The organism is Anaerofustis stercorihominis DSM 17244, assembly GCF_000154825.1.
Taxonomy (GTDB): Bacteria; Bacillota; Clostridia; order Eubacteriales; family Anaerofustaceae; genus Anaerofustis; species Anaerofustis stercorihominis.
In genome coordinates this window covers 1,105,680-1,124,660 of sequence record NZ_DS560019.1, presented here as the reverse complement: position 1 = coordinate 1,124,660, position 18,981 = coordinate 1,105,680, and the positions used below count along the sequence as shown (strand labels likewise).

The 18,981-nt window shown below is 33.0% G+C and carries 14 protein-coding genes and 4 tRNA genes; 7 read left to right on the top strand and 11 right to left on the bottom strand.

Annotation, left to right across the window (positions count from 1 at the left end; genetic code table 11):
* Window positions 1–286: 286 nt before the first annotated feature.
* The 6 genes from ANASTE_RS10250 to glmU form a co-directional block, all read right to left on the bottom strand.
* Window positions 287–1,891, bottom strand: a complete 1,605-nt coding sequence (locus ANASTE_RS10250) for a CTP synthase (protein WP_039945580.1) — start codon at window positions 1,889–1,891, stop codon at window positions 287–289.
* A gap of 10 nt (window positions 1,892–1,901) precedes the next feature.
* A complete protein-coding gene (locus ANASTE_RS10245; protein ID WP_007050947.1) occupies window positions 1,902–2,573 on the bottom strand; it encodes a TVP38/TMEM64 family protein in 672 nt (223 codons plus the stop codon).
* On the bottom strand, window positions 2,573–3,508 hold the full coding sequence (locus tag ANASTE_RS10240) for a transketolase family protein (RefSeq protein ID WP_007050946.1): 936 nt from the start codon (window positions 3,506–3,508) through the stop codon (window positions 2,573–2,575). The genes ANASTE_RS10245 and ANASTE_RS10240 overlap by 1 nt, the downstream gene beginning before the upstream one ends.
* Entirely contained in the window at window positions 3,508–4,320 is an 813-nt protein-coding gene (locus ANASTE_RS10235) for a transketolase (protein ID WP_007050945.1), read from the bottom strand. The genes ANASTE_RS10240 and ANASTE_RS10235 overlap by 1 nt, the downstream gene beginning before the upstream one ends.
* 34 nt (window positions 4,321–4,354) lie before the next feature.
* Window positions 4,355–5,308: a ribose-phosphate diphosphokinase gene (locus ANASTE_RS10230; RefSeq protein ID WP_007050944.1), complete on the bottom strand. Its 954-nt coding sequence runs from the start codon at window positions 5,306–5,308 to the stop codon at window positions 4,355–4,357.
* Between the two features lie 108 nt (window positions 5,309–5,416).
* Entirely contained in the window at window positions 5,417–6,781 is a 1,365-nt protein-coding gene (gene glmU, locus ANASTE_RS10225; RefSeq protein WP_007050943.1) for a bifunctional UDP-N-acetylglucosamine diphosphorylase/glucosamine-1-phosphate N-acetyltransferase GlmU, read from the bottom strand.
* 120 nt (window positions 6,782–6,901) lie between these two features.
* Between glmU and ANASTE_RS10220 the strand changes: the two genes are divergently transcribed.
* Window positions 6,902–7,393 (top strand): peptidylprolyl isomerase, encoded by a 492-nt coding sequence (locus ANASTE_RS10220; RefSeq protein ID WP_007050942.1) that lies wholly within the window; start codon window positions 6,902–6,904, stop codon window positions 7,391–7,393.
* A 286-nt stretch (window positions 7,394–7,679) separates the two neighbouring features.
* Entirely contained in the window at window positions 7,680–8,579 is a 900-nt protein-coding gene (locus tag ANASTE_RS10215; RefSeq protein WP_007050941.1) for a right-handed parallel beta-helix repeat-containing protein, read from the top strand.
* A gap of 660 nt (window positions 8,580–9,239) precedes the next feature.
* On the opposite strand, the gene ANASTE_RS11560 is transcribed toward ANASTE_RS10215, so the two are convergent.
* From ANASTE_RS11560 to asnS, 3 genes are read right to left on the bottom strand one after another with little or no spacing between them, the layout of a single operon-like run.
* Window positions 9,240–10,835, bottom strand: coding sequence for an Ig-like domain-containing protein (locus tag ANASTE_RS11560; RefSeq protein WP_052294614.1), 1,596 nt, complete (start codon window positions 10,833–10,835; stop codon window positions 9,240–9,242).
* Window positions 10,836–10,856: 21 nt separating this feature from the next.
* A complete protein-coding gene (locus ANASTE_RS10200) occupies window positions 10,857–11,666 on the bottom strand; it encodes a Cof-type HAD-IIB family hydrolase (RefSeq protein ID WP_007050939.1) in 810 nt (269 codons plus the stop codon).
* Window positions 11,667–11,693: 27 nt separating this feature from the next.
* Entirely contained in the window at window positions 11,694–13,085 is a 1,392-nt protein-coding gene (asnS, locus tag ANASTE_RS10195; protein WP_007050938.1) for an asparagine--tRNA ligase, read from the bottom strand.
* Between the two features lie 287 nt (window positions 13,086–13,372).
* Here asnS and ANASTE_RS10190 point away from each other — a divergent pair.
* The 4 genes from ANASTE_RS10190 (at window position 13,373) to ANASTE_RS10175 (ending at window position 13,724) form a co-directional block, all read left to right on the top strand.
* Window positions 13,373–13,446, top strand: a tRNA-Gly gene (locus ANASTE_RS10190).
* Between the two features lie 19 nt (window positions 13,447–13,465).
* Window positions 13,466–13,542, top strand: a tRNA-Arg gene (locus ANASTE_RS10185).
* Between the two features lie 24 nt (window positions 13,543–13,566).
* Window positions 13,567–13,643, top strand: a tRNA-His gene (locus tag ANASTE_RS10180).
* 6 nt (window positions 13,644–13,649) lie between these two features.
* A tRNA-Gln gene (locus ANASTE_RS10175) sits at window positions 13,650–13,724 on the top strand.
* A gap of 248 nt (window positions 13,725–13,972) precedes the next feature.
* Here ANASTE_RS10175 and ANASTE_RS10170 read toward each other — a convergent pair.
* Together ANASTE_RS10170 and ANASTE_RS10165 are read right to left on the bottom strand one after the other, a co-directional pair.
* Entirely contained in the window at window positions 13,973–14,785 is an 813-nt protein-coding gene (locus ANASTE_RS10170) for a family 1 encapsulin nanocompartment shell protein (RefSeq protein WP_007050937.1), read from the bottom strand.
* A 16-nt stretch (window positions 14,786–14,801) separates the two neighbouring features.
* A complete protein-coding gene (locus ANASTE_RS10165; RefSeq protein ID WP_007050936.1) occupies window positions 14,802–15,161 on the bottom strand; it encodes a hypothetical protein in 360 nt (119 codons plus the stop codon).
* A 977-nt stretch (window positions 15,162–16,138) separates the two neighbouring features.
* Between ANASTE_RS10165 and ANASTE_RS10155 the strand changes: the two genes are divergently transcribed.
* A complete protein-coding gene (locus ANASTE_RS10155; protein WP_007050935.1) occupies window positions 16,139–18,889 on the top strand; it encodes a sigma 54-interacting transcriptional regulator in 2,751 nt (916 codons plus the stop codon).
* Window positions 18,890–18,981 lie beyond the last annotated feature (92 nt).

Sequence of the window (18,981 nt, the reverse complement as noted above, 5' to 3'; positions counted from 1 at the left end):
TTATACAAACCAACGAAGTAATTGAATGGGGATATTATCTTTCTTTATATAACAATAAAACTCAAAGCATATATAAGCTGAATAAAAAAAGTTTACAAGCCTGTTATTATCTAAAAAAGAAAGACTATCATAGTTTTGCATTCGAAATGGAAGATTGCTTCCGTCTTATTTTAAAAGCCGTACGTAAATATATGATAGAAGTAAACAATATAAAAGAGGCTAAAGACATATTTATCCCATAATAAAAATATTTTTCCACACAAAAAAAGAGCATAAAATGCTCTTTTTATTTTTCACTATTATCCAAAGCATGCTTAACGAATTCTCTGAACAACGGATGTGCTCTGTTAGGTCTGCTCTTGAATTCAGGATGTGCCTGAGTAGCAACATACCATGGATGGTCTTTGATTTCAACCATTTCAACCAATACCCTGCTTGGAGAAATACCTGAAATGATCATTCCGGCTTCTTCAAGTTTATCTCTGTATTCGTTGTTTACTTCATATCTGTGACGATGTCTTTCCGAAATATGTTCTTCCCCGTATGCTTCATAAGCTTTTGTACCTTCTTTTAAATCACAAGGATAAGCACCGAGCCTCATTGTTCCGCCTTTATTATCTATATCCTTTTGTTCCGGCATTAAATCTATAACAGGATTTTTTGTGTTTTCATCAAATTCGGAACTGGTTGCGTCTTTGATACCAAGAACATTTCTTGCGAATTCTATTACGGCAACCTGCATTCCAAGACAAAGTCCCAAGTAAGGAACTTTATTTTCTCTTGCATATTTAGCGGCGAGAAGTTTTCCTTCAACACCTCTTGTTCCGAACCCTCCCGGAACGATAATACCGTTTACGTCTTTTAATTTATCTTTAACGTTTTCTTCAGTTATTTCTTCAGAATCGATCCAGTCTATCTCAACTTCTGCTTCATTTTCTATACCGCCGTGATACAATGCTTCCGCAACGGATAAATAAGCATCTCTCAATGAAACATATTTACCGACAAGTGCAATCTTGACTTTCTTGTTTATTGATTTTACTTTATCCACTACTTGTTCCCATTCGGTAAGGTCAAGTTCTTTTGCAGGTATATTTAAACATTTGATGACATAATCGGCTAAACCTTCGTCTTCAAGAGACATAGGTACTTCATATAAAGTTTCCGCATCGTAATTCGGGATTACAGCTTCTTTCGGAACGTCGCAGAATAATGCTATCTTTTCTTTGATAGATTCCGATACAGGAAGTTCGCTTCTCGGAACTATGATATTAGGCTGGATACCTATACTTCTAAGTTCCTTAACCGAATGCTGCGTAGGTTTCGTTTTAAGTTCCATTGCTTTTCCAAGGTAAGGAAGAAGCGTTACGTGTATGTATAAAACTCTGCCGGGACAATCACCTTTCATTTGTCTTATTGCTTCAAGGAAAGGCTGGCTTTCTATATCCCCAACGGTCCCGCCGATTTCGCTTATTACAACGTCTGCTCCGGACTCTTCGCCCGCAGCTTTAATGAAATCTTTGATTTCATTGGTTATATGAGGTATTACCTGAACCGTCCCACCAAGGAAATCTCCTTTTCTTTCCTTAGAGATAATAGACCAGTATATCTTACCGGTGGTTATATTACTTTTATTCGAACAATTTATATCTATAAATCTTTCATAATGACCAAGGTCCAAGTCAGTCTCTGCACCATCTTCGGTCACAAAAACTTCCCCATGCTGGAATGGAGACATCGTTCCCGGATCAAAATTTAAATATGGGTCTAATTTTTGAATGAATACATTTACCCCTCTTGCTTTAAGTAATCTTCCCAAACTTGCCGCAGTTATTCCTTTACCAAGTGATGAAACTACTCCGCCTGTTACGAAAATATAATATGGTTGCATAATTAACTCCTTACTCATCGATTACATCATCTTTTATTAATTTTTTTCTAAATAGATATATCACAAATAATATGATACCATAAAGTAAACTTATTGCAACTAACATTTTAAAATCCTTGCCGATAAATCCCGCACCCAAAAGCCCGGGATATAATATCCCCGGTGTCCTTGCAAGCAGTAAAAACACAATGAATTCTTTATAAGATAGATTACTGCTTCCGGCTATCAAGCATAGTGCATCATCGGGAAAAAACGGAAGTAAAAATGCTAAAAATAAACTCAGTTTACCTTTTTTACCAGACACTATTTTTAAATAATGGTCATAAGTCTCCTTTTCTACAAACTTAAGAGCAACTCTCTCGCTGAAATGTTTACCTATGGCAAACATAGCCATACTTCCGAGATATATTGCAAGACCATTGAGTATAAGGCTGTTTACAAAACCAAACAGTCCTCCTCCGACAACACCGAGCACATTACCGGGTATCGGAGCAATAATAACTTGTAAAAACTGCAAACTAAAAAAAACTAAAGGAGCCCACACTCCAAAACCGGAAATGAACGCCTTTAATCTTGCGGGGTCGGTAAAGAAACCGAACCCCACCTTGTTAATAACGAATGCAATTAATAATCCTATACTTATTACTAAGAGAGTTATTCCCGCAATTCGTTTTTTATTCATTATTTTCTTCCAACAGCTTTTTTAGCAGCTTCGATAATATCAGGAGTATCTATATGATATTTTGCTAAAAGTGCATCAGGTGTACCACTTTCACCGAATGTATCCTGAACAGCTACATATTCCATCGGAACAGGACATTCTTCACTTAGAGCTTGTGATACAACGCTTCCAAGTCCGCCGTAAACAGAATGTTCTTCACAAGTTACGATAGCACCTGTTTCTTTTGCAGCTTTAACGACAGCAGCTTTATCAAGAGGTTTGATTGTAGCCATGTTGATAACTCTTGCATTGATACCGTCTTTTTTAAGTTCTTCAGCCGCTTCGATAGCTTTTTGAACCATGATACCGCAAGCGATCAATGTTACATCATCGCCTTCTTTGATTGTTGCGGCTTTACCAACTTCAAATTTATAATCATCACCGAACACTACAGGTGTAGCAGCTCTTGCAAATCTCATAAATACAGGTCCGTCGATTTCTGCAGCAGCTTTAACTACTTGTTTAGCTTCTGTATCATCGGCAGGAACGATAACTGTCATGTTAGGAAGAGCATTCATAAGAGCGATATCTTCTAACATTTGGTGAGTAGCACCGTCTTCACCTACTGTAAGTCCTGCATGTGTCAAAGCAAGTTTAACGTTTAATTTAGGATAGCATACAGCATTTCTTACCGCATCGTAAGCTCTTCCCGTACCAAATACAGCAAATGTAGAAACGAATGGGATTTTACCTGCAAGTGATAAACCGGCAGCTAAACATACCATGTCCATTTCAGCGATACCCGCATTAAAGTGTCTTTCAGGGAATGCTTTTTTAAATACACCTGATTTTGTAGCGCCTGCTAAATCGGCGTCTAATACAACGATGTTAGAATTTTCTTTACCAAGTTCTGTTACGGCATTTCCGTAAGATTCTCTAGTAGCAATATTACTCATTATTTCCAACCTCCTAATTCTTCAATAGCTTCTTTAGCTTGTTCTTCACTAGGAGCTTTTCCATGCCAACCAACTTGGTTTTCCATGAATGAAACACCTTTACCTTTTACTGTCTTACAAATAATTACACTAGGTTTTCCTTTACAAGCTTTAGCTTCTTCGTTAGCTTTTCTTAATTTGTCAAAGTCATGTCCGTCATCTACATTGATTACATTGAAACCAAATGCAGCGAATTTTTCATCGATTGGGTATGGTGACATAACGTCTGTTATAGGTCCGTCGATTTGTAGATTGTTGTTATCTACATATACGATTAAGTTATCAAGTTTGTAATGACTTGCAGCCATTGCAGCTTCCCAAATAGTACCTTCTTGGATTTCACCATCTCCTACCAAAGTATAAACAGTAGAATCTTTTCCGTCTAATTTGTTACCTAAAGCAAGACCTGCAGCTACAGGGAAACCAAGTCCCAATGAACCTGCTGTCATATCAACGCCGGGGCATTTATGAATTGCAGGATGACCTTGAAGTCTTGTATTGATTTTTCTGAATGTCTTAAGTTCTTCTCTTTCAATAATTCCTTTTTCAGCAAGAGCAGCATATAAAACAGGTGATGCATGTCCTTTACTTAAAATAAATTTATCTCTGTTTGGATCGTCAAGATTGTCTTTATCGATGTTCATAGCTTCAAAATAAAGATATGTAACGATATCGGCACTTGATAAAGATCCGCCTGGATGACCGCTTTGTGCAGCAGCTACTTCTGTAATAATGCCAACTCTGACATTATTAGCAATTGTTTTTAAATCCATAATTCTTCATTTCCTTTCAAAATATAATAATTTTTTATGAAAAAATTGAGCTAATAGATTTTCCGGTATGGATTATCTTTATTGCCTTAGCAAGTAAAGGCGCAACAGATAATACCGTAATCTTGTCAATTTTCTTATCAGCTGTTAATGGGATAGTATTTGTGGCTATCAATCTGTCAATAGCCGAGCTTTCAATTCTTTCTACCGCCGGACCCGATAACACAGGGTGAGTACAAGCACAAATGATTTTACTTGCACCGAGTTGTTCCAAAGCATTTGCCGCACCTACGATAGTACCTCCGGTATCTATCATATCGTCGATCATAATAACTTTCTTTCCTCTTACTTCCCCGATAACGTTCATTACTTCCGCAACATTATCCTTTGGTCTTCTCTTATCTATTATTGCTAAAGGAACATTTAAATATTCCGCTAATTTTCTTGAACGCTTAACACTTCCCGCATCAGGAGATACTACAACCACATTGTCCATACTTTCATTTTCGGAAAGGATATAATCGGCAATGATTGGTCTTCCGTATAATCTGTCAAACGGTATGTTAAAGAACCCTTGAATTTGATCTGCATGAAGGTCTATCGAAATAACTCTGTCAGCACCCGCAGTAGTAAGCATATCAGCAACTAATCTGGCTGTGATAGGAACTCTTCCCTTTTCCTTTCTATCTTGTCTTGCATATCCGTAATACGGCATAACAACATTGATCCTTCCGGCAGAAGCCCTTTTAAGTGCATCTATGATAATAAGTAATTCCATCAAATTATCATTGACCGGATAACATAAAGATTGAATGACAAAAACGTCTCTTCCTCTAACTGATTCATTGATTGTTACATTGATTTCTCCGTCAGAGAATTTACCGATTTTTGCCGAACATAGAGGTAATGCTAAATTGTCTGCTATTTCTTGTGCCAAAGCCTTATTTGAATTACCTGCAAGTAAACAAATGTCTGAAAAAGATTCTATCATTTTCTACTCCCCATTATATTTTATATTTTATTAAAATAGTGACTAAACTATTTATAAACTTATTATAGCAAAATTTGATTTGTTTTTAAATTGTAATGGAATAACTTTTTATTTTTTTTTGTATCCTTTTTTTACTGTCTGTCTGCTCCTTGCAATTGCAAGAGAGTCTTTTTCAACATCGTCTGTAAGTGTGGAACCCGCTGCGATATATACATTATCGTCTATATTTATAGGCGCAACAAGATTTACATTACACCCTACAAAACAGTTATCACCGACTTTTGTACGATATTTCTTTTTACCGTCATAGTTTACGAATACGACTCCGCACCCTACATTGGTATTCTCGCCTATATCGCCGTCTCCGATATATGTAAGATGACTTACTTTAGTCCCGTTACCTATAGAGGAATTTTTGACTTCCACGAAGTTACCGAGTCTGGTATTATCTTTTATATCCGCATTCGGTCTTAAATGAACATAAGGACCTATTTGATTGTTGTCATTTACTTTTGCGTCTACAATAACACAGTTATCTATCTTATTGTTATTTCCGATTATACTATTTTCAATCCTTGAAGAGTATATAATATTTTCTTTCCCTATAACACTGCCTTTTTTGATTATCGTATTTGGATAAATCACAGTGTCGGTATCAACTTTTACATTCCTGTCTATATACGTAGATTTAGGGTCGATAATCGTCACCCCGCCTAGCATCAATTCTTTATTTATTTTTTCTCTGAATAATTCTTCGCATTTGGATAATTCATACCTGTTATTTGCTGCTTCTATAATATTACCTTCACTTGCGGCAAACGCATCTACATTATAATCATTATCTTTGAATATTTCAATCATATCAGTAATGTAGTATTCGTTTTGAGCATTATTTGTGGAAAGCTCATCCAAATGTTTTAAAAGTTTTTCTATATCGAATATGTAAGTCCCCGAATTTACTTCTTTGATTTCGGTTTCGTTTTTATTTGCATCTTTAAGTTCAACTATCTTTTCGAGCCTTCCGTTTTTTCTCACTATTCTTCCGTAACTCTTTGCATCGTCTAAAATAGCTGTAAGAACGCCCAGATCCAGCTCGTTATCATAAGAATATTTAACGAAATCATTTATGATATCTTTATTTATTAAAGGAGCATCTCCGCATAAAACAAGTATCTTGCCTTTTTTATCTTTAAGGAATTCCTTTGCCATCATGACCGCATGACCTGTCCCAAGCTGTTCGCTTTGAAGGAAGTAACTATACTTATCTCCGGTCATCTCCTTAACCATTTCGGCTTTATATCCGACTACTACCCCGATATCTTCAATGCCTGCTTCTTCCACATTCAAAATAACATGCTTAAGAAGAGTTTCTCCGCATATTTCATGAAGCACTTTTGGTTTATCGGATTTCATTCTTGTACCAAGCCCTCCTGCAAGGATTAATGCCGATACGTATTCGTTTCTTTTCTCCATAATTTTCACCTACCAGCTAACATTATAATAAAGAAGTGAGAAAAAGTACATAAAAAATTTAAATTTATTCCTTTTATTTATTTATGTATGGTAAAATATTTGTAATATAGAAAGAAAGGGATGAAAAAAATGACAAAAGTAAAGATAGAAATGGAAGACGGCGATATTATGCTCGCTGAACTTTACGAGGATATAGCACCAATAACATGCGATAATTTTATCAAACTTGCTAAAAAAGGATTTTACAACGGACTTATATTCCATAGAGTAATAAAAGGATTTATGATACAGGGAGGTTGCCCGGACGGAAACGGAATGGGAGGTCCCGGACATACAATAAAAGGAGAGTTTTCTTCCAACGGGATCAAAAACGATTTAAAACACGAAAGAGGCGTTTTATCTATGGCAAGAAGCATGGATAAAAATTCTGCGGGAAGCCAATTCTTTATCATGCACGAAAATGCTCCTCATTTAGACGGAGACTATGCTGCATTCGGAAAACTTATCGAAGGATATGACGTTTTAGATAAAATCGCTGAAACTCCAACCGACTATATGGATAAACCAAAAGAAGAAAGAAAAATAAAAGAAATCACTGTTATTGAAGAATAATTACAATTTACGTTCGATAAATTCAGTAAAAAGTATAAATAATTTTAGTACAAAAAGTCGCCTATGATTAGGCGATTTTTTTATCCTTTCTATATCTATTTTATTACCTTATCCAATAAAACAATAGCTTATATAGTTTTAATAAATAATTTGTTTTATCATATTGATTTTTAGAAAATATATAAAAATAATTTTTATATTATACTACTTAAAAAAATATAAAGCATTTTACTAATTTGACAATAAAAGGTATATAATTAAATAAATTAAGAGAGGGATTTATATTATGAAAAAGAAAAGTATACTATTTATTTTTATATCAATCATGGGTTTAAGTATTTTCACTCCCGTTAATGCCAAAACAAAACTATACGATTTGATAAGAGGAGATAAGCATTTTAAAACGAAATGCGTCAATATAATCAACAATAAAAAAAGCGAATTTTCCTTACCTAAGAAAAATGTAATATATGTTTCATCTAAAACAGGAAATGACAAAAACAAAGGTACAAAAACATCACCGTATAAGACCATAAAAAAAGGCTTATCCAAAACAAAGGCAGGATACACGCTTGTTTTAAAAAAGGGTAATTACAAAGAAGAAATTGATATAAAGAAAAAGGGAAATAGAAATAAATATATTACAGTAAGAAATTACAATAAAGAAGAAGTCATAATAGACGGTTCCGACATCAAAAACCATAGCTCAATAATAGATTTAAACAATTCTTCATACATAAAAATCATGGGACTTACCGTTAAAAATGCAAAGGGAAATGATATAGCAGGTATTAACTTATCAAGCGGAGCAAACCATATTATTATAACAAATAATAAATTAACCGATATAAAAGTAAAAAATCCAAAGAAAAAAGAATATACCAATGGGATTTTGCTACTTGGAGAAAGCGGTAAACATAAAATAAATAATATCCTTATAAATAATAATACATTATATGATATGAACACCGGCTGGGGAGAATGTATTTCCGTTTCAGCAAACAATGAAAATATAAATATCACAAAAAATAAATTAAATAAAACAGGTAATATCGGTATCGACCTTACAGGGAATTACGGATACTGCAAAACAAAAAAACAGACTTTCCAAGAAAGTGTTTTGTTTATAAAAACAATATACAAAACGAGAAATCAAAATATGCAACAAGCTATGGGCTTTATGTAGACGGTGGACAGGATATAAGACTTCAAAGCAATAAAATAACCAATTCAGACGGAGGGATCGAAATAGGCTCCGAGAGGAAACCAAGCAAGAAGTACAGCACAAAGAACATAAAAATATATTATAATAAGGTATACGAATGCACACAAAATGGTATCACCGTTGGCGGATATAAAAAAAGTCTCGGAAAAGTTTATAATGTAACGCTGTATAAAAACAAATGTATAAACAGCGGTAAAAAGGAAGCAATACTTACAATATCAAAGGCAAAGAATATAAATGTAAAAAATAATATATTTTCCAATAAATATACAAACTCTCCTATTGTATATATTCCTTTCAATAAAAAATATAGTAATGATTTAAAATTCAGCAAAAATATTTACTACAGCAAGGGAAAAACGTCAAAATCAAAATATTACTATAACGGGAAGTACATTAAATCATTTAAAAAGTGGACTGAAATATCAAAAGATAAAGGAAGCAAATTCAAGAAAGTGAATTATTAAAAAACACATATCATTAATTATTATTTTCTTTCCTCGGGGCACTACGCCTGCTTACGCAGATTCCGCGCCCCGACACAATGCTTCCACTAAACTAAAAAAGACCTTTTTTAAAAGGTCTTTTTTAATAATAAATTACTTTATTTTGATTTATACTTTATTTCTTAAATGCAGGATCTGTAGGACAGTATCCCCTATCTCCCGAAACTCTTCTCGGATTAGGTCTTTTAGGTTTTTTGAGGGGTGCTTTTCTCGTAGTGGAAAATACCTTTACGGTAGACCCCGCACATCTGTCATATATCCATTTTGCATCTGCAACGGTAAGCCTTACACACCCGTGAGAAGCATTCCTTCCAAGCTTTTTATATTCAGAAACACTTATTGACTTCTTATTTCCCCTTTGATAATACCATGCAGAATGGAACAAATAATTCCCTGAAATCTGTGTGCAGTACTGACCGTAAACACTGTTCATAAGTTCATGCCATTTGCCTATCCTTCTGAGTTTAAAAGTCCCTCTTATAGTAGGTGAAGAAGCAACACCCGTAGAACAAACCATCGCCTTTACAGGTATTATATATCCGTACTTCTTATCTTTAGCATATATTATGACCGTATTGGTCTTAGTATTAACGGTAACCAAATATTTCTTTTGCTTCCCTATTAATTTATCGACGTTCTGAGCTTGTTTACCCTTTGAATTAAAATAAAGTTTATATCTTTTTCCGCCGATCTTAACATATTTCCAAACCTTTTTCTGCATAACTCCGGTCTTAGGATGGAAATAATATCTCGTACCCTTTATGCTTGCCACACCGTAAACCAAGGTTCCGTTTTTCTTTGCATAATACTTCTTACCGCTTTTCTTATACCACCCCGGCTTTTTACATAATGATACGACCTTGCATTTTACTTTCCTGCCGCTTCCGTCAAGAGCCTTACAAGTAATGGTTGCTTTACCGGGACCGACAAAATATAATTTACCTGTCTTGGAATTGACTTTTACCACATTTTTATCGCTGGTATAATATTTGACCTTTTTATTGTAAGCGTTGCTTGGATATAGCTTAGCTTTTAACTGATACTTGCTTCCTATTTTTTTCTTTACCGTTGTCTTGTTTAATTTTATTTTAGTGACCGCTCTTACAACATTCACTTTGCATGAAGCTTTCTTTCCGCTTCCGTCAAGAGCGGCAGCATAAATATATGCACTTCCGTAACTTTTTGCCGTAACTTTGCCCGAACTTGTTACAGTAGCAACCTTTGAATTACTGGTAGTATATTTATATCTTCTGTCATTTGCATTTGAAGGGTAAATACTCGCCTTTAAAACAAAGCTCTTTTTAGGAAATAAACTTACACCGGTTTTGTTCAATTTTACCGAAGTAACAGGCTGATTGACAGTGATATTACAAGTATCCTCAATATCCCCGTCTTTTGCCTTACAGGTAATTACCGCACTTCCTCTTGACTTTGCAGCTATATTCCCACTATTATCCACATTTACTACATTTGAATTACTGGAAGTAAACTCCACATCATCTAAACTTGCCTCTGAAGGCAGTATATTTACCTTTAAAGTATCTTTGTTTCCCGCCTTATAAGTAAGGTTCTTATTTTCAAAGCTTATACTGCTTACGGAAATCTTGCTCCCTTCCGTACCGGATGTATCATCTGAAGCGAATACACCAACAGGCATAAAACTTAAAACCATCACAATAACGGTAAATATTGAAATCAATCTCTTTTTCATTAACAACTCCCCCATTTTTTATCAGAACATCCCCGTATATAATGTTCTTTCAATTATATTTTCTATTACATAACAAAGAGGATCTTCGTTATTAGTCTGAGTCAAAACTATATCACTTGCATTTTTCAGATTTTCGCTAGCGTTCTTCACACTGACTCCCAACCTTGCATTTTCAATCATAGGAAGGTCGTTATCGCTGTCCCCCACCGCAAGTATCTCCTCTTCTTTTACATTCAGCCTTTTAGCTACTTCCAAAAGTGTTGCGTATTTATCTATCCCCTTTGGATAAAAATCTATAAGAACTTTGAATGACACACATCCGCTTATCTTTTCATATTCTCTGCTTAATATATTATCTCTCTCTTCATCTGTTTCATAATAAGCACAAATTTTAAAAGGATTTGGAACGTCCAAGATATCCTTCATTTTTATATAATGAGCATCTCCGTTATTTGGAAGCATAGTTTCTACACATCTTCTGTCTTCGGTTTCATACCACATGCCCGTTTCATTTGTAACCACAAAAGATTTACAGGTCTTCCTTAAGTGTTCTATCAATACTTTATATTCATCTTTATCAAAGACATTGACAAATTCCGCTTCGCCCTCTGTATTGAAATAACATATCCCGTTATCCGCAACATGATAACTATCTGTAAGACCCAAGGACTCTGCAATGGGAAGAACGCCTTTATAATATCTTCCGCTGGAAAGAACGACATAAACTCCCATATCCGCACATTTCTTAATGGCGTTTCTCGTTTTTTCGGTTATCTTTTTATCGTCGGTAAATAAAGTCCCGTCTATATCCGTTGCCAAAATTTTATACATAATCTACTACCCCTATTTAATTTTAATCTAAAATTTTGCATTATTTACTGTTCTTGGGAAAGGAATGACATCTCTTATATTTTTCATTCCCGACAAATACATTATAAGTCTTTCAAATCCAAGACCGAACCCTGCATGTTTTACGCCTCCGTACTTTCTAAGATCCAAGTACCAGTCCATGCTGCCACTGTTCATACCGAGCTCTTCCATTCTTGAAACCAAAACATCATATCTTTCTTCTCTTTGACTGCCGCCTATTATTTCTCCCACACCGGGAACAAGTAAATCCACCGCGGCAACAGTCTTATTATCATCGTTCATCCTCATATAAAAAGCTTTAATTTCCTTAGGATAATCCGTCACGAACACGGGTGCACCAAAATGTTTCTCCGTCAAATACCTTTCATGTTCCGTTTGGAGGTCAAGCCCCCATTTTACCGGATATTCAAATTCAACGTCGGCTTTTTCAAGTATTTCTATCGCTTCGGTGTAAGAAATCCTTTTAAATGTGGAATTTACTATACCCTTTAGCCTTTCAACAAGCCCTTTATCCACAAATTTATTAAAAAATTCTATTTCATTTCCCGCTTTTTCAAGTGCATAATTTATCACATATTTCATTAAATCTTCCGCAAGATCCATATCGTCATTCAAATCGGCAAAGGCGATTTCCGGCTCGACCATCCAAAATTCCGCCGCGTGACGCGGTGTATTCGAATTTTCCGCTCTGAAAGTAGGTCCGAATGTATAAACATTTTTAAAGGCAAGCGCATAAGCTTCCGCCTGAAGCTGACCCGAAACGGTCAAATAAGTCTCAGCACCGAAAAAGTCTTTTGTATAATCAATACTATCTTCTTCATTTAAAGGCGGATTTTTCATGTCCAAAGTCGTTACCTGAAACATCTCTCCCGCACCTTCGCAGTCACTTGCGGTTATAAGAGGTGTATTCACATATACAAAATCTCTTGTTTGGAAGAATTCATGGATTGCAAAGGAAATCAAAGAACGTAGTCTGAAAACAGCATTGAAACTATTTCCCCTAGGTCTTAAATGCGCGATTTCTCTTAGATATTCAAAGGAATGTCTCTTCTTTTGAAGCGGATACGAGCCGTCGCTATCGGCTAAAAGACTTACTTTTGTAGCCTTTATTTCAAAATCCTGTTTCATATCCGGCGTTAAAACCAAAATCCCGTTTACTTCTATACCGCTGGAAGCATGAAATTTAGTTACTTCTTCATAATTATCTATACTGTCTTTTTCTACAACGACTTGTACATTTTTAAAATTAGTACCGTCATTTATTTCAATAAACCCGAATTGATTGGATGAACGTATTGTTTTTATCCATCCGTTTATAGTTATTTCTTTATTTTCATAGCTTTTAAAATTTTCAAATAAATGCTTTGTATTTATTTTCACGTCATTTCTCCTTAAATCCCTGTACTCTTTTTATATTATATCATAGAATTTATTTATTCATAGATAAAAAATACTTATAAATTACTTATTTTAAGGGGATAAAAAAAGAAAAAATATATATAATAATATATATGTACAAGGTGAAAAAACATTCAATCCAACAAATTACATGGCGCATAAGTGTTTATAAAATAAAGGAATAAATAAGTCACATATTAAATAAAAAAGATTTAAAAAGTATTGACAACTTACAAAATTTGGGGTATACTATTCTAGCATTTGTAAGTGCGGGTGTAGCTCAGTGGTAGAGCCCTGGCCTTCCAAGCCAGTCGCGAGGGTTCGATTCCCTTCACCCGCTCCATTATATTTTTAAACACTATGCGCCTGTAGCTCAGTTGGATAGAGCAACGGCCTTCTAAGCCGTGTGTCAGGGGTTCGAATCCCTTCAGGCGCGCCATAAAAATACTTTGAATGTTTGATGGTGATTGTAGCTCAGCTGGTTAGAGCGCTGGATTGTGGCTCCAGAGGCCGTGGGTTCGAATCCCATCTTTCACCCCAAAACACAGGGGTATAGCCAAGTCGGTAAGGCAACGGACTTTGACTCCGTGATCGTAGGTTCGAGTCCTGCTACCCCTGCCATATTAAAAGCAAACTGTCATAACGGCAGTTATTTTTTTGTCTTATAACATGGTTTGTTTTTAGAATCTAAAGGTAAGTACTATAATTTCAAAATAAAATTCATATAAACTAAAGTACTATATTAAATATATTTCTTTTTTAAAAATATTATACAATTTAATTCTTACTATTTTAATGGTACTATTCTTATCTTAATCAAAATAAAAAAGGATAAATTTAAATTTATCCTTTTTAAATAAAATCTTGATTTATTCAAAATTGACGATTGCGCGAGGATCTTTTATCCTTAAAGTTACAGTTTCCAAAATCCTAAAATAATGGTTAAAATCCTTAAGTTCCAGATACCCTACTCCAAAGTCCGCCCCAACGGCTAAATCTATATATTCTGGTTCTACGCATAATAATACCGCTTTATTAGAACCGAAAGCACCTGTAGTATAAACTCTTCCATCTACGAGTTTAGAAATACGCTCAAGTTCGAGCATATTTATTCCCGGCTGAATCCTCTGTAAATCCAAATATACATCTGGAGAGAGGACCAAAGCATATCTTCCTAAAAAACAATTGCTTGAAAGATAAGCTATACCATGAGCAACATCTTTGAAAGCATCTTCATTTTCTTTCCAGTTACCTCTTTTTATCCCAAAAGTCCCTTCTGCATTAAAAAGACCTTCCATACCTAACTCTTTATTACCAAAAAGAATTAAATCATCTTCTTTTTTTGCCGCCTTTTGAGCCGCAGCCGCAGCAGAAGACAGATCAAACGGCCATCCGCTCTTTTCACTTTGTTCCATATCTCTCCATAACAAAGAAAAATCTTCATATAACTGAGGCATTTGAACTATTTTACGACCGGTGATTTCGCCGAAACCATTTGACAACGCTTCTGTTTTATCAACGGAATCTATAGGTATAAAACTTACCCCGGCACCAAGGGGACCGAACAAACTTAAAAATCGTCTGCAAACCAAATGCTTTTTTAATGTATCTACTACCGTTTTATCTATCTCATCCCATACATCACTACTAAAAGGTGCATCTTCTCTTGCTAAATATTTCATATATATTTCTCCTTTCTTAATCTTCTTTTAAACTACCGACCCTATGATTGATAGCTTTTTCACTGTCAGAATCGGACATCCCCAATTCTTCCAGCATTTCCTTTACTTCATTTTCACCATGGAAAAATGAGTCTGCTTCTTTAGGATCCAAATAACGCATTAATGTGATAAGCTCTCCCACATGGGCTTTTTCCTCGTCTCTTATATCACCGAGTACAGCTTTGGCAGCAGGGTCATCGGTTGCAAGATAATGTGCATCGTATAAAAAAATAGCTTCCAGTTCAGATGCAATATCAAGTCTTAAAGCCTGCATCAATTCCGCATTTGACATTTTTCCCTTTACGTTTCCCTGAAACGGGTTTGCAAAACTTGGCATAAAAAACTCCTTTCTTACGCATGAGCGTAATCGAATATTAATAACTTACAGTATTTTAATAATTTTGATTTGAATAATCTTACAATATAAATTTCATAAATAAAAAAATCATTAACATTCATTTTTATATTCATATTATTACCATAACTAATTTGATTTTTAATATCAGTTTATAAGTATATAACACGACATTGTAATCATAATTATTATTTCTTTCTTTGTATTTTTTATTACATTTATGAGATTTATATTTTAATAATTTTATTTTAATAAATTATTTGAATTTAAAAATTCAATAACATATACTTTCCCCCTATTCTCACAACAAATTATCTAAATTGGATATTTGCTAAAATGAAATAAACAGACTAAAAATCCGTACTTTAATATTGAGCTATTTAAAATGTATATAAAGGTATTAAGAGGATATTATAAAAAAGTATTTATTGAAAATTATAGTTGTATACAAAGACTACAATAATATTTTCGAGATTAAGTCAAAAGGTCTTAATTTCGAAATAAATTCAATAAAAAAAATTAATAAAAAATATATTTATAATAAAAAAGTAATATGTAATATTAAAGATAAAATTCTCCTTTAAATAAAAAGACATTTATATTATTCTTTTTTATTTACATTTTATCTTTTAAACATCTGAACTTTATGATATAAAAACTTATATTTTCTCTTGATATATATTTTTTTTGTATTATAATAATAAAGTACAATTACATCACAGGGGTATAGCCAAGCTGGTAAGGCAATAGATTCTGGCTCTATGACGCGCAGGTTCGAATCCTGCTACCCCCGCCAAAACGCTGAATATAGCCGATTGTGAAAAACAATCGGCTTTTTTTGTATCTATAATTACATTTCATAATAATTATTTGATTTTTATTTGATTTTTACATAATAGTGTGTATGATAAATATATAATATATAAATATAATTATAGTGTGTAAATAAGAGGCTCATTATGAATAAAAAAGAAAAAATATATGATATGTTAAAAAAAATACAATTTGACAATAATGATTTTACAGATATAAAAAATATTGCAATGGATGCTACACAGATATCTGATATATTAAATACAGACAGAAGTAACACAAGCAGATATCTAAATGATTTGGTAAAAGAAGGTAAAATAATTAAATTAAACGGCAGACCCGTAAAATTTATCGATAAAAACATTTACAATGAAATAAATAATACTAATGACAGTAATTTGTCAAAAAACGAAAATAACGATGATACCGATCCATTCCAAGAACTAATAGGTGCAAATGCTTCTTTAAAAATGTATATTGAACAAGCCAAATCGGCAGTATTATATCCACCGAGAGGGTTGCACACTTTATTAACAGGACCAACCGGAACCGGTAAAAGTACATTTGCAGAAAAATTTTATGAATATGCAATTCAAATGAAAACAATTAGTGAAAAAGCAAAATTTGTTGTATTCAATTGTGCGGAATATGCAGAAAACCCTCAATTGGTTATGTCACAACTTTTCGGGCATATAAAAGGCTCTTTTACAGGTGCAAATACTGATAAAAAAGGACTTATAGACGAAGCTGAAGGTGGGATTATTTTATTGGACGAAATACATAGATTATCCCCGGATTGTCAGGAACTTCTATTTATGCTTATGGACAAAAATGTCTTTAGAAGACTTGGGGAAACAGATGCAATCAGAAAAGCAAATGTTCTGATCATTGGAGCCACTACAGAAGATATAAATGAAACTTTACTAAAAACATTTATAAGAAGAATGCCGGTGACCATAAATCTTCCGCCACTAAAAGAAAGACATCTATCAGAAAGACTTGAATTGATAGAAAATATATTTATGACAGAACAAAATAATATGGACGTGCCTATAAGACTTCATAAAGATGCTCTTATTTCTTTATTGTTATATGAATGTGTAGGTAATGTCGGTCAATTAAAAGCTGACATACAAATTATTTGTGCAAGAGGCTTTTTGAAGTATAAAATAAATAAATCCCAATATGTTGACATATCGGTTTCTATATTACCTGAACATATACAAAATGGATTATTGTTGGCAAATAATAAAAATGATTTGATTGAGTTTATAAAAAATTCCGATGAACATCATTACTTTGATACTTCAAAAATTAAAAGCAATGATAATAATGAATCAGAACTAGTTGCTCAAATTAATAAAAAATATAATAATTACATAAAAATGGGAAGAAGTAATTCGGAAATAAATAGTATTATCAATTCTGAATTGGAAGTTTATTTAAAAAATATACTGGATAAGTACCAAATTAATGAAAAAGATATACATAAAGAAAATTTATTAAAAATTGTTGATGCTAAAATTCTCGATACTTGTGATGATGCAATAAATTTTGCGGAAATGAAACTTAATAGAAAACTTTCCAGCCGTATCAAAATAGGCATGATAATGCATATTAATTCTTTAGTTAGCAGAATATCTAATGGAGATTCCATAGAAAACAAAAAAATTAATGATATCGTATTAAACAATCCTAAAGAATTTAAAATAGCCAAATTTATATTTACATTATTAGAAGAAAACCTAAATATTAAAATACCAAAATATGAAATAGGTTTTTTAACTATGTTTTTATGTGCACCTGAAAAAATAGAAAACATTGATACTATCGGCGTTATAGTTATTGCCCATGGACAAAGCACCGCTTCCAGCATGGCGGAGTTTGTAAATAATTTATTAAATACTAATCACTGTAAAGCTATTGATATGCCTATTGATATGAGTGTAAATTCTGTTTTTAATAATGCATGTCAAATGATTAAAGAAATCGATGAGGGTAAAGGTGTTTTACTTTTAGTTGATATGGGTTCTTTAAGTATTATGGGAGAAATGCTAAAAGAAAGAACAGGAATTAAAATATGTACAGTCGAAATGGTTTCAACTTTGGTTGTTATAGAAGCCGTTAGAAAGTCCATATTAAAGGATACCGATTTAGATTCTCTTAAAGAAGAATTAAGTAAAATATATTTAAACTTTACAAATAAAAATATTAACAAATCATATTTAAGCGAAGAAAAAACCATAATAACTTCTTGTATATCCGGAGAAGGTGTAGCAGTAAAAGTCGAAAATATCATACGAGAATCAATCGACTTAAAGAAATATAATATTACAATAGAACATTTAGATATATTGAGTGCAAATAATGCTGAACATATTCTAAAAGAAAAAGGAATTAAAAATGTCATTGCTGTTGTTGGAACAGTGAACTTAAGTATTAAGGATATTCCATATATACCTATTGATGAATTGATAGTGGGAAATGGAATTAAAACACTTGAAAAAATCATTAATACAGAGTTTTATACCCCCAATAATAAACAAAATGAAATAATAAATAAAAGTGTTGTCAAAGAAACATTAAAAAACATACTAACTTTTTTAGATGCAAATAAAGCAAATGAATTATTAATAAATTCTTTTGAGATAATTTTTTCAGAATTATCGTTGACTAAAACAAAAGATATCTTTTTAAGATTTATCATGCACACAGGCTGTATGATAGAAAGAGTTTTAAAAAATGAAACAATCCCATATTCAAATGTAAAAAAATTCATTGCAAAACATAAAAACAAATATGAAACAATCAAAAAAGGATTAGAAAAATGTGAAGAATCATTTAACATAAAAATTCCAGATGACGAAATTGCATATATTATCGAAATATTGGATTAAGATTATATACACTAACAAAATTAAATATACACACTAGTATATTTAACTACACATTAATAATTTTTATTTTAAAAAGTCGGATAAAAAAGAAA

Excerpts from the sequence above, each read along its gene's own strand:
- ANASTE_RS10250 (WP_039945580.1), bottom strand. The coding sequence starts at position 1,891 with ATGCAACCATATTATATTTTCGTAACAGGCGGAGTAGTTTCATCACTT.
- ANASTE_RS10245 (WP_007050947.1), bottom strand. The coding sequence starts at position 2,573 with ATGAATAAAAAACGAATTGCGGGAATAACTCTCTTAGTAATAAGTATA.
- ANASTE_RS10240 (WP_007050946.1), bottom strand. The coding sequence starts at position 3,508 with ATGAGTAATATTGCTACTAGAGAATCTTACGGAAATGCCGTAACAGAA.
- ANASTE_RS10235 (WP_007050945.1), bottom strand. The coding sequence starts at position 4,320 with ATGGATTTAAAAACAATTGCTAATAATGTCAGAGTTGGCATTATTACA.
- ANASTE_RS10230 (WP_007050944.1), bottom strand. The coding sequence starts at position 5,308 with ATGATAGAATCTTTTTCAGACATTTGTTTACTTGCAGGTAATTCAAAT.
- glmU (WP_007050943.1), bottom strand. The coding sequence starts at position 6,781 with ATGGAGAAAAGAAACGAATACGTATCGGCATTAATCCTTGCAGGAGGG.
- ANASTE_RS10220 (WP_007050942.1), top strand. The coding sequence starts at position 6,902 with ATGAAAAAAATGACAAAAGTAAAGATAGAAATGGAAGACGGCGATATT.
- ANASTE_RS10215 (WP_007050941.1), top strand. The coding sequence starts at position 7,680 with ATGAAAAAGAAAAGTATACTATTTATTTTTATATCAATCATGGGTTTA.
- ANASTE_RS11560 (WP_052294614.1), bottom strand. The coding sequence starts at position 10,835 with ATGAAAAAGAGATTGATTTCAATATTTACCGTTATTGTGATGGTTTTA.
- ANASTE_RS10200 (WP_007050939.1), bottom strand. The coding sequence starts at position 11,666 with ATGTATAAAATTTTGGCAACGGATATAGACGGGACTTTATTTACCGAC.
- ANASTE_RS10170 (WP_007050937.1), bottom strand. The coding sequence starts at position 14,785 with ATGAAATATTTAGCAAGAGAAGATGCACCTTTTAGTAGTGATGTATGG.
- ANASTE_RS10165 (WP_007050936.1), bottom strand. The coding sequence starts at position 15,161 with ATGCCAAGTTTTGCAAACCCGTTTCAGGGAAACGTAAAGGGAAAAATG.
- ANASTE_RS10155 (WP_007050935.1), top strand. The coding sequence starts at position 16,139 with ATGAATAAAAAAGAAAAAATATATGATATGTTAAAAAAAATACAATTT.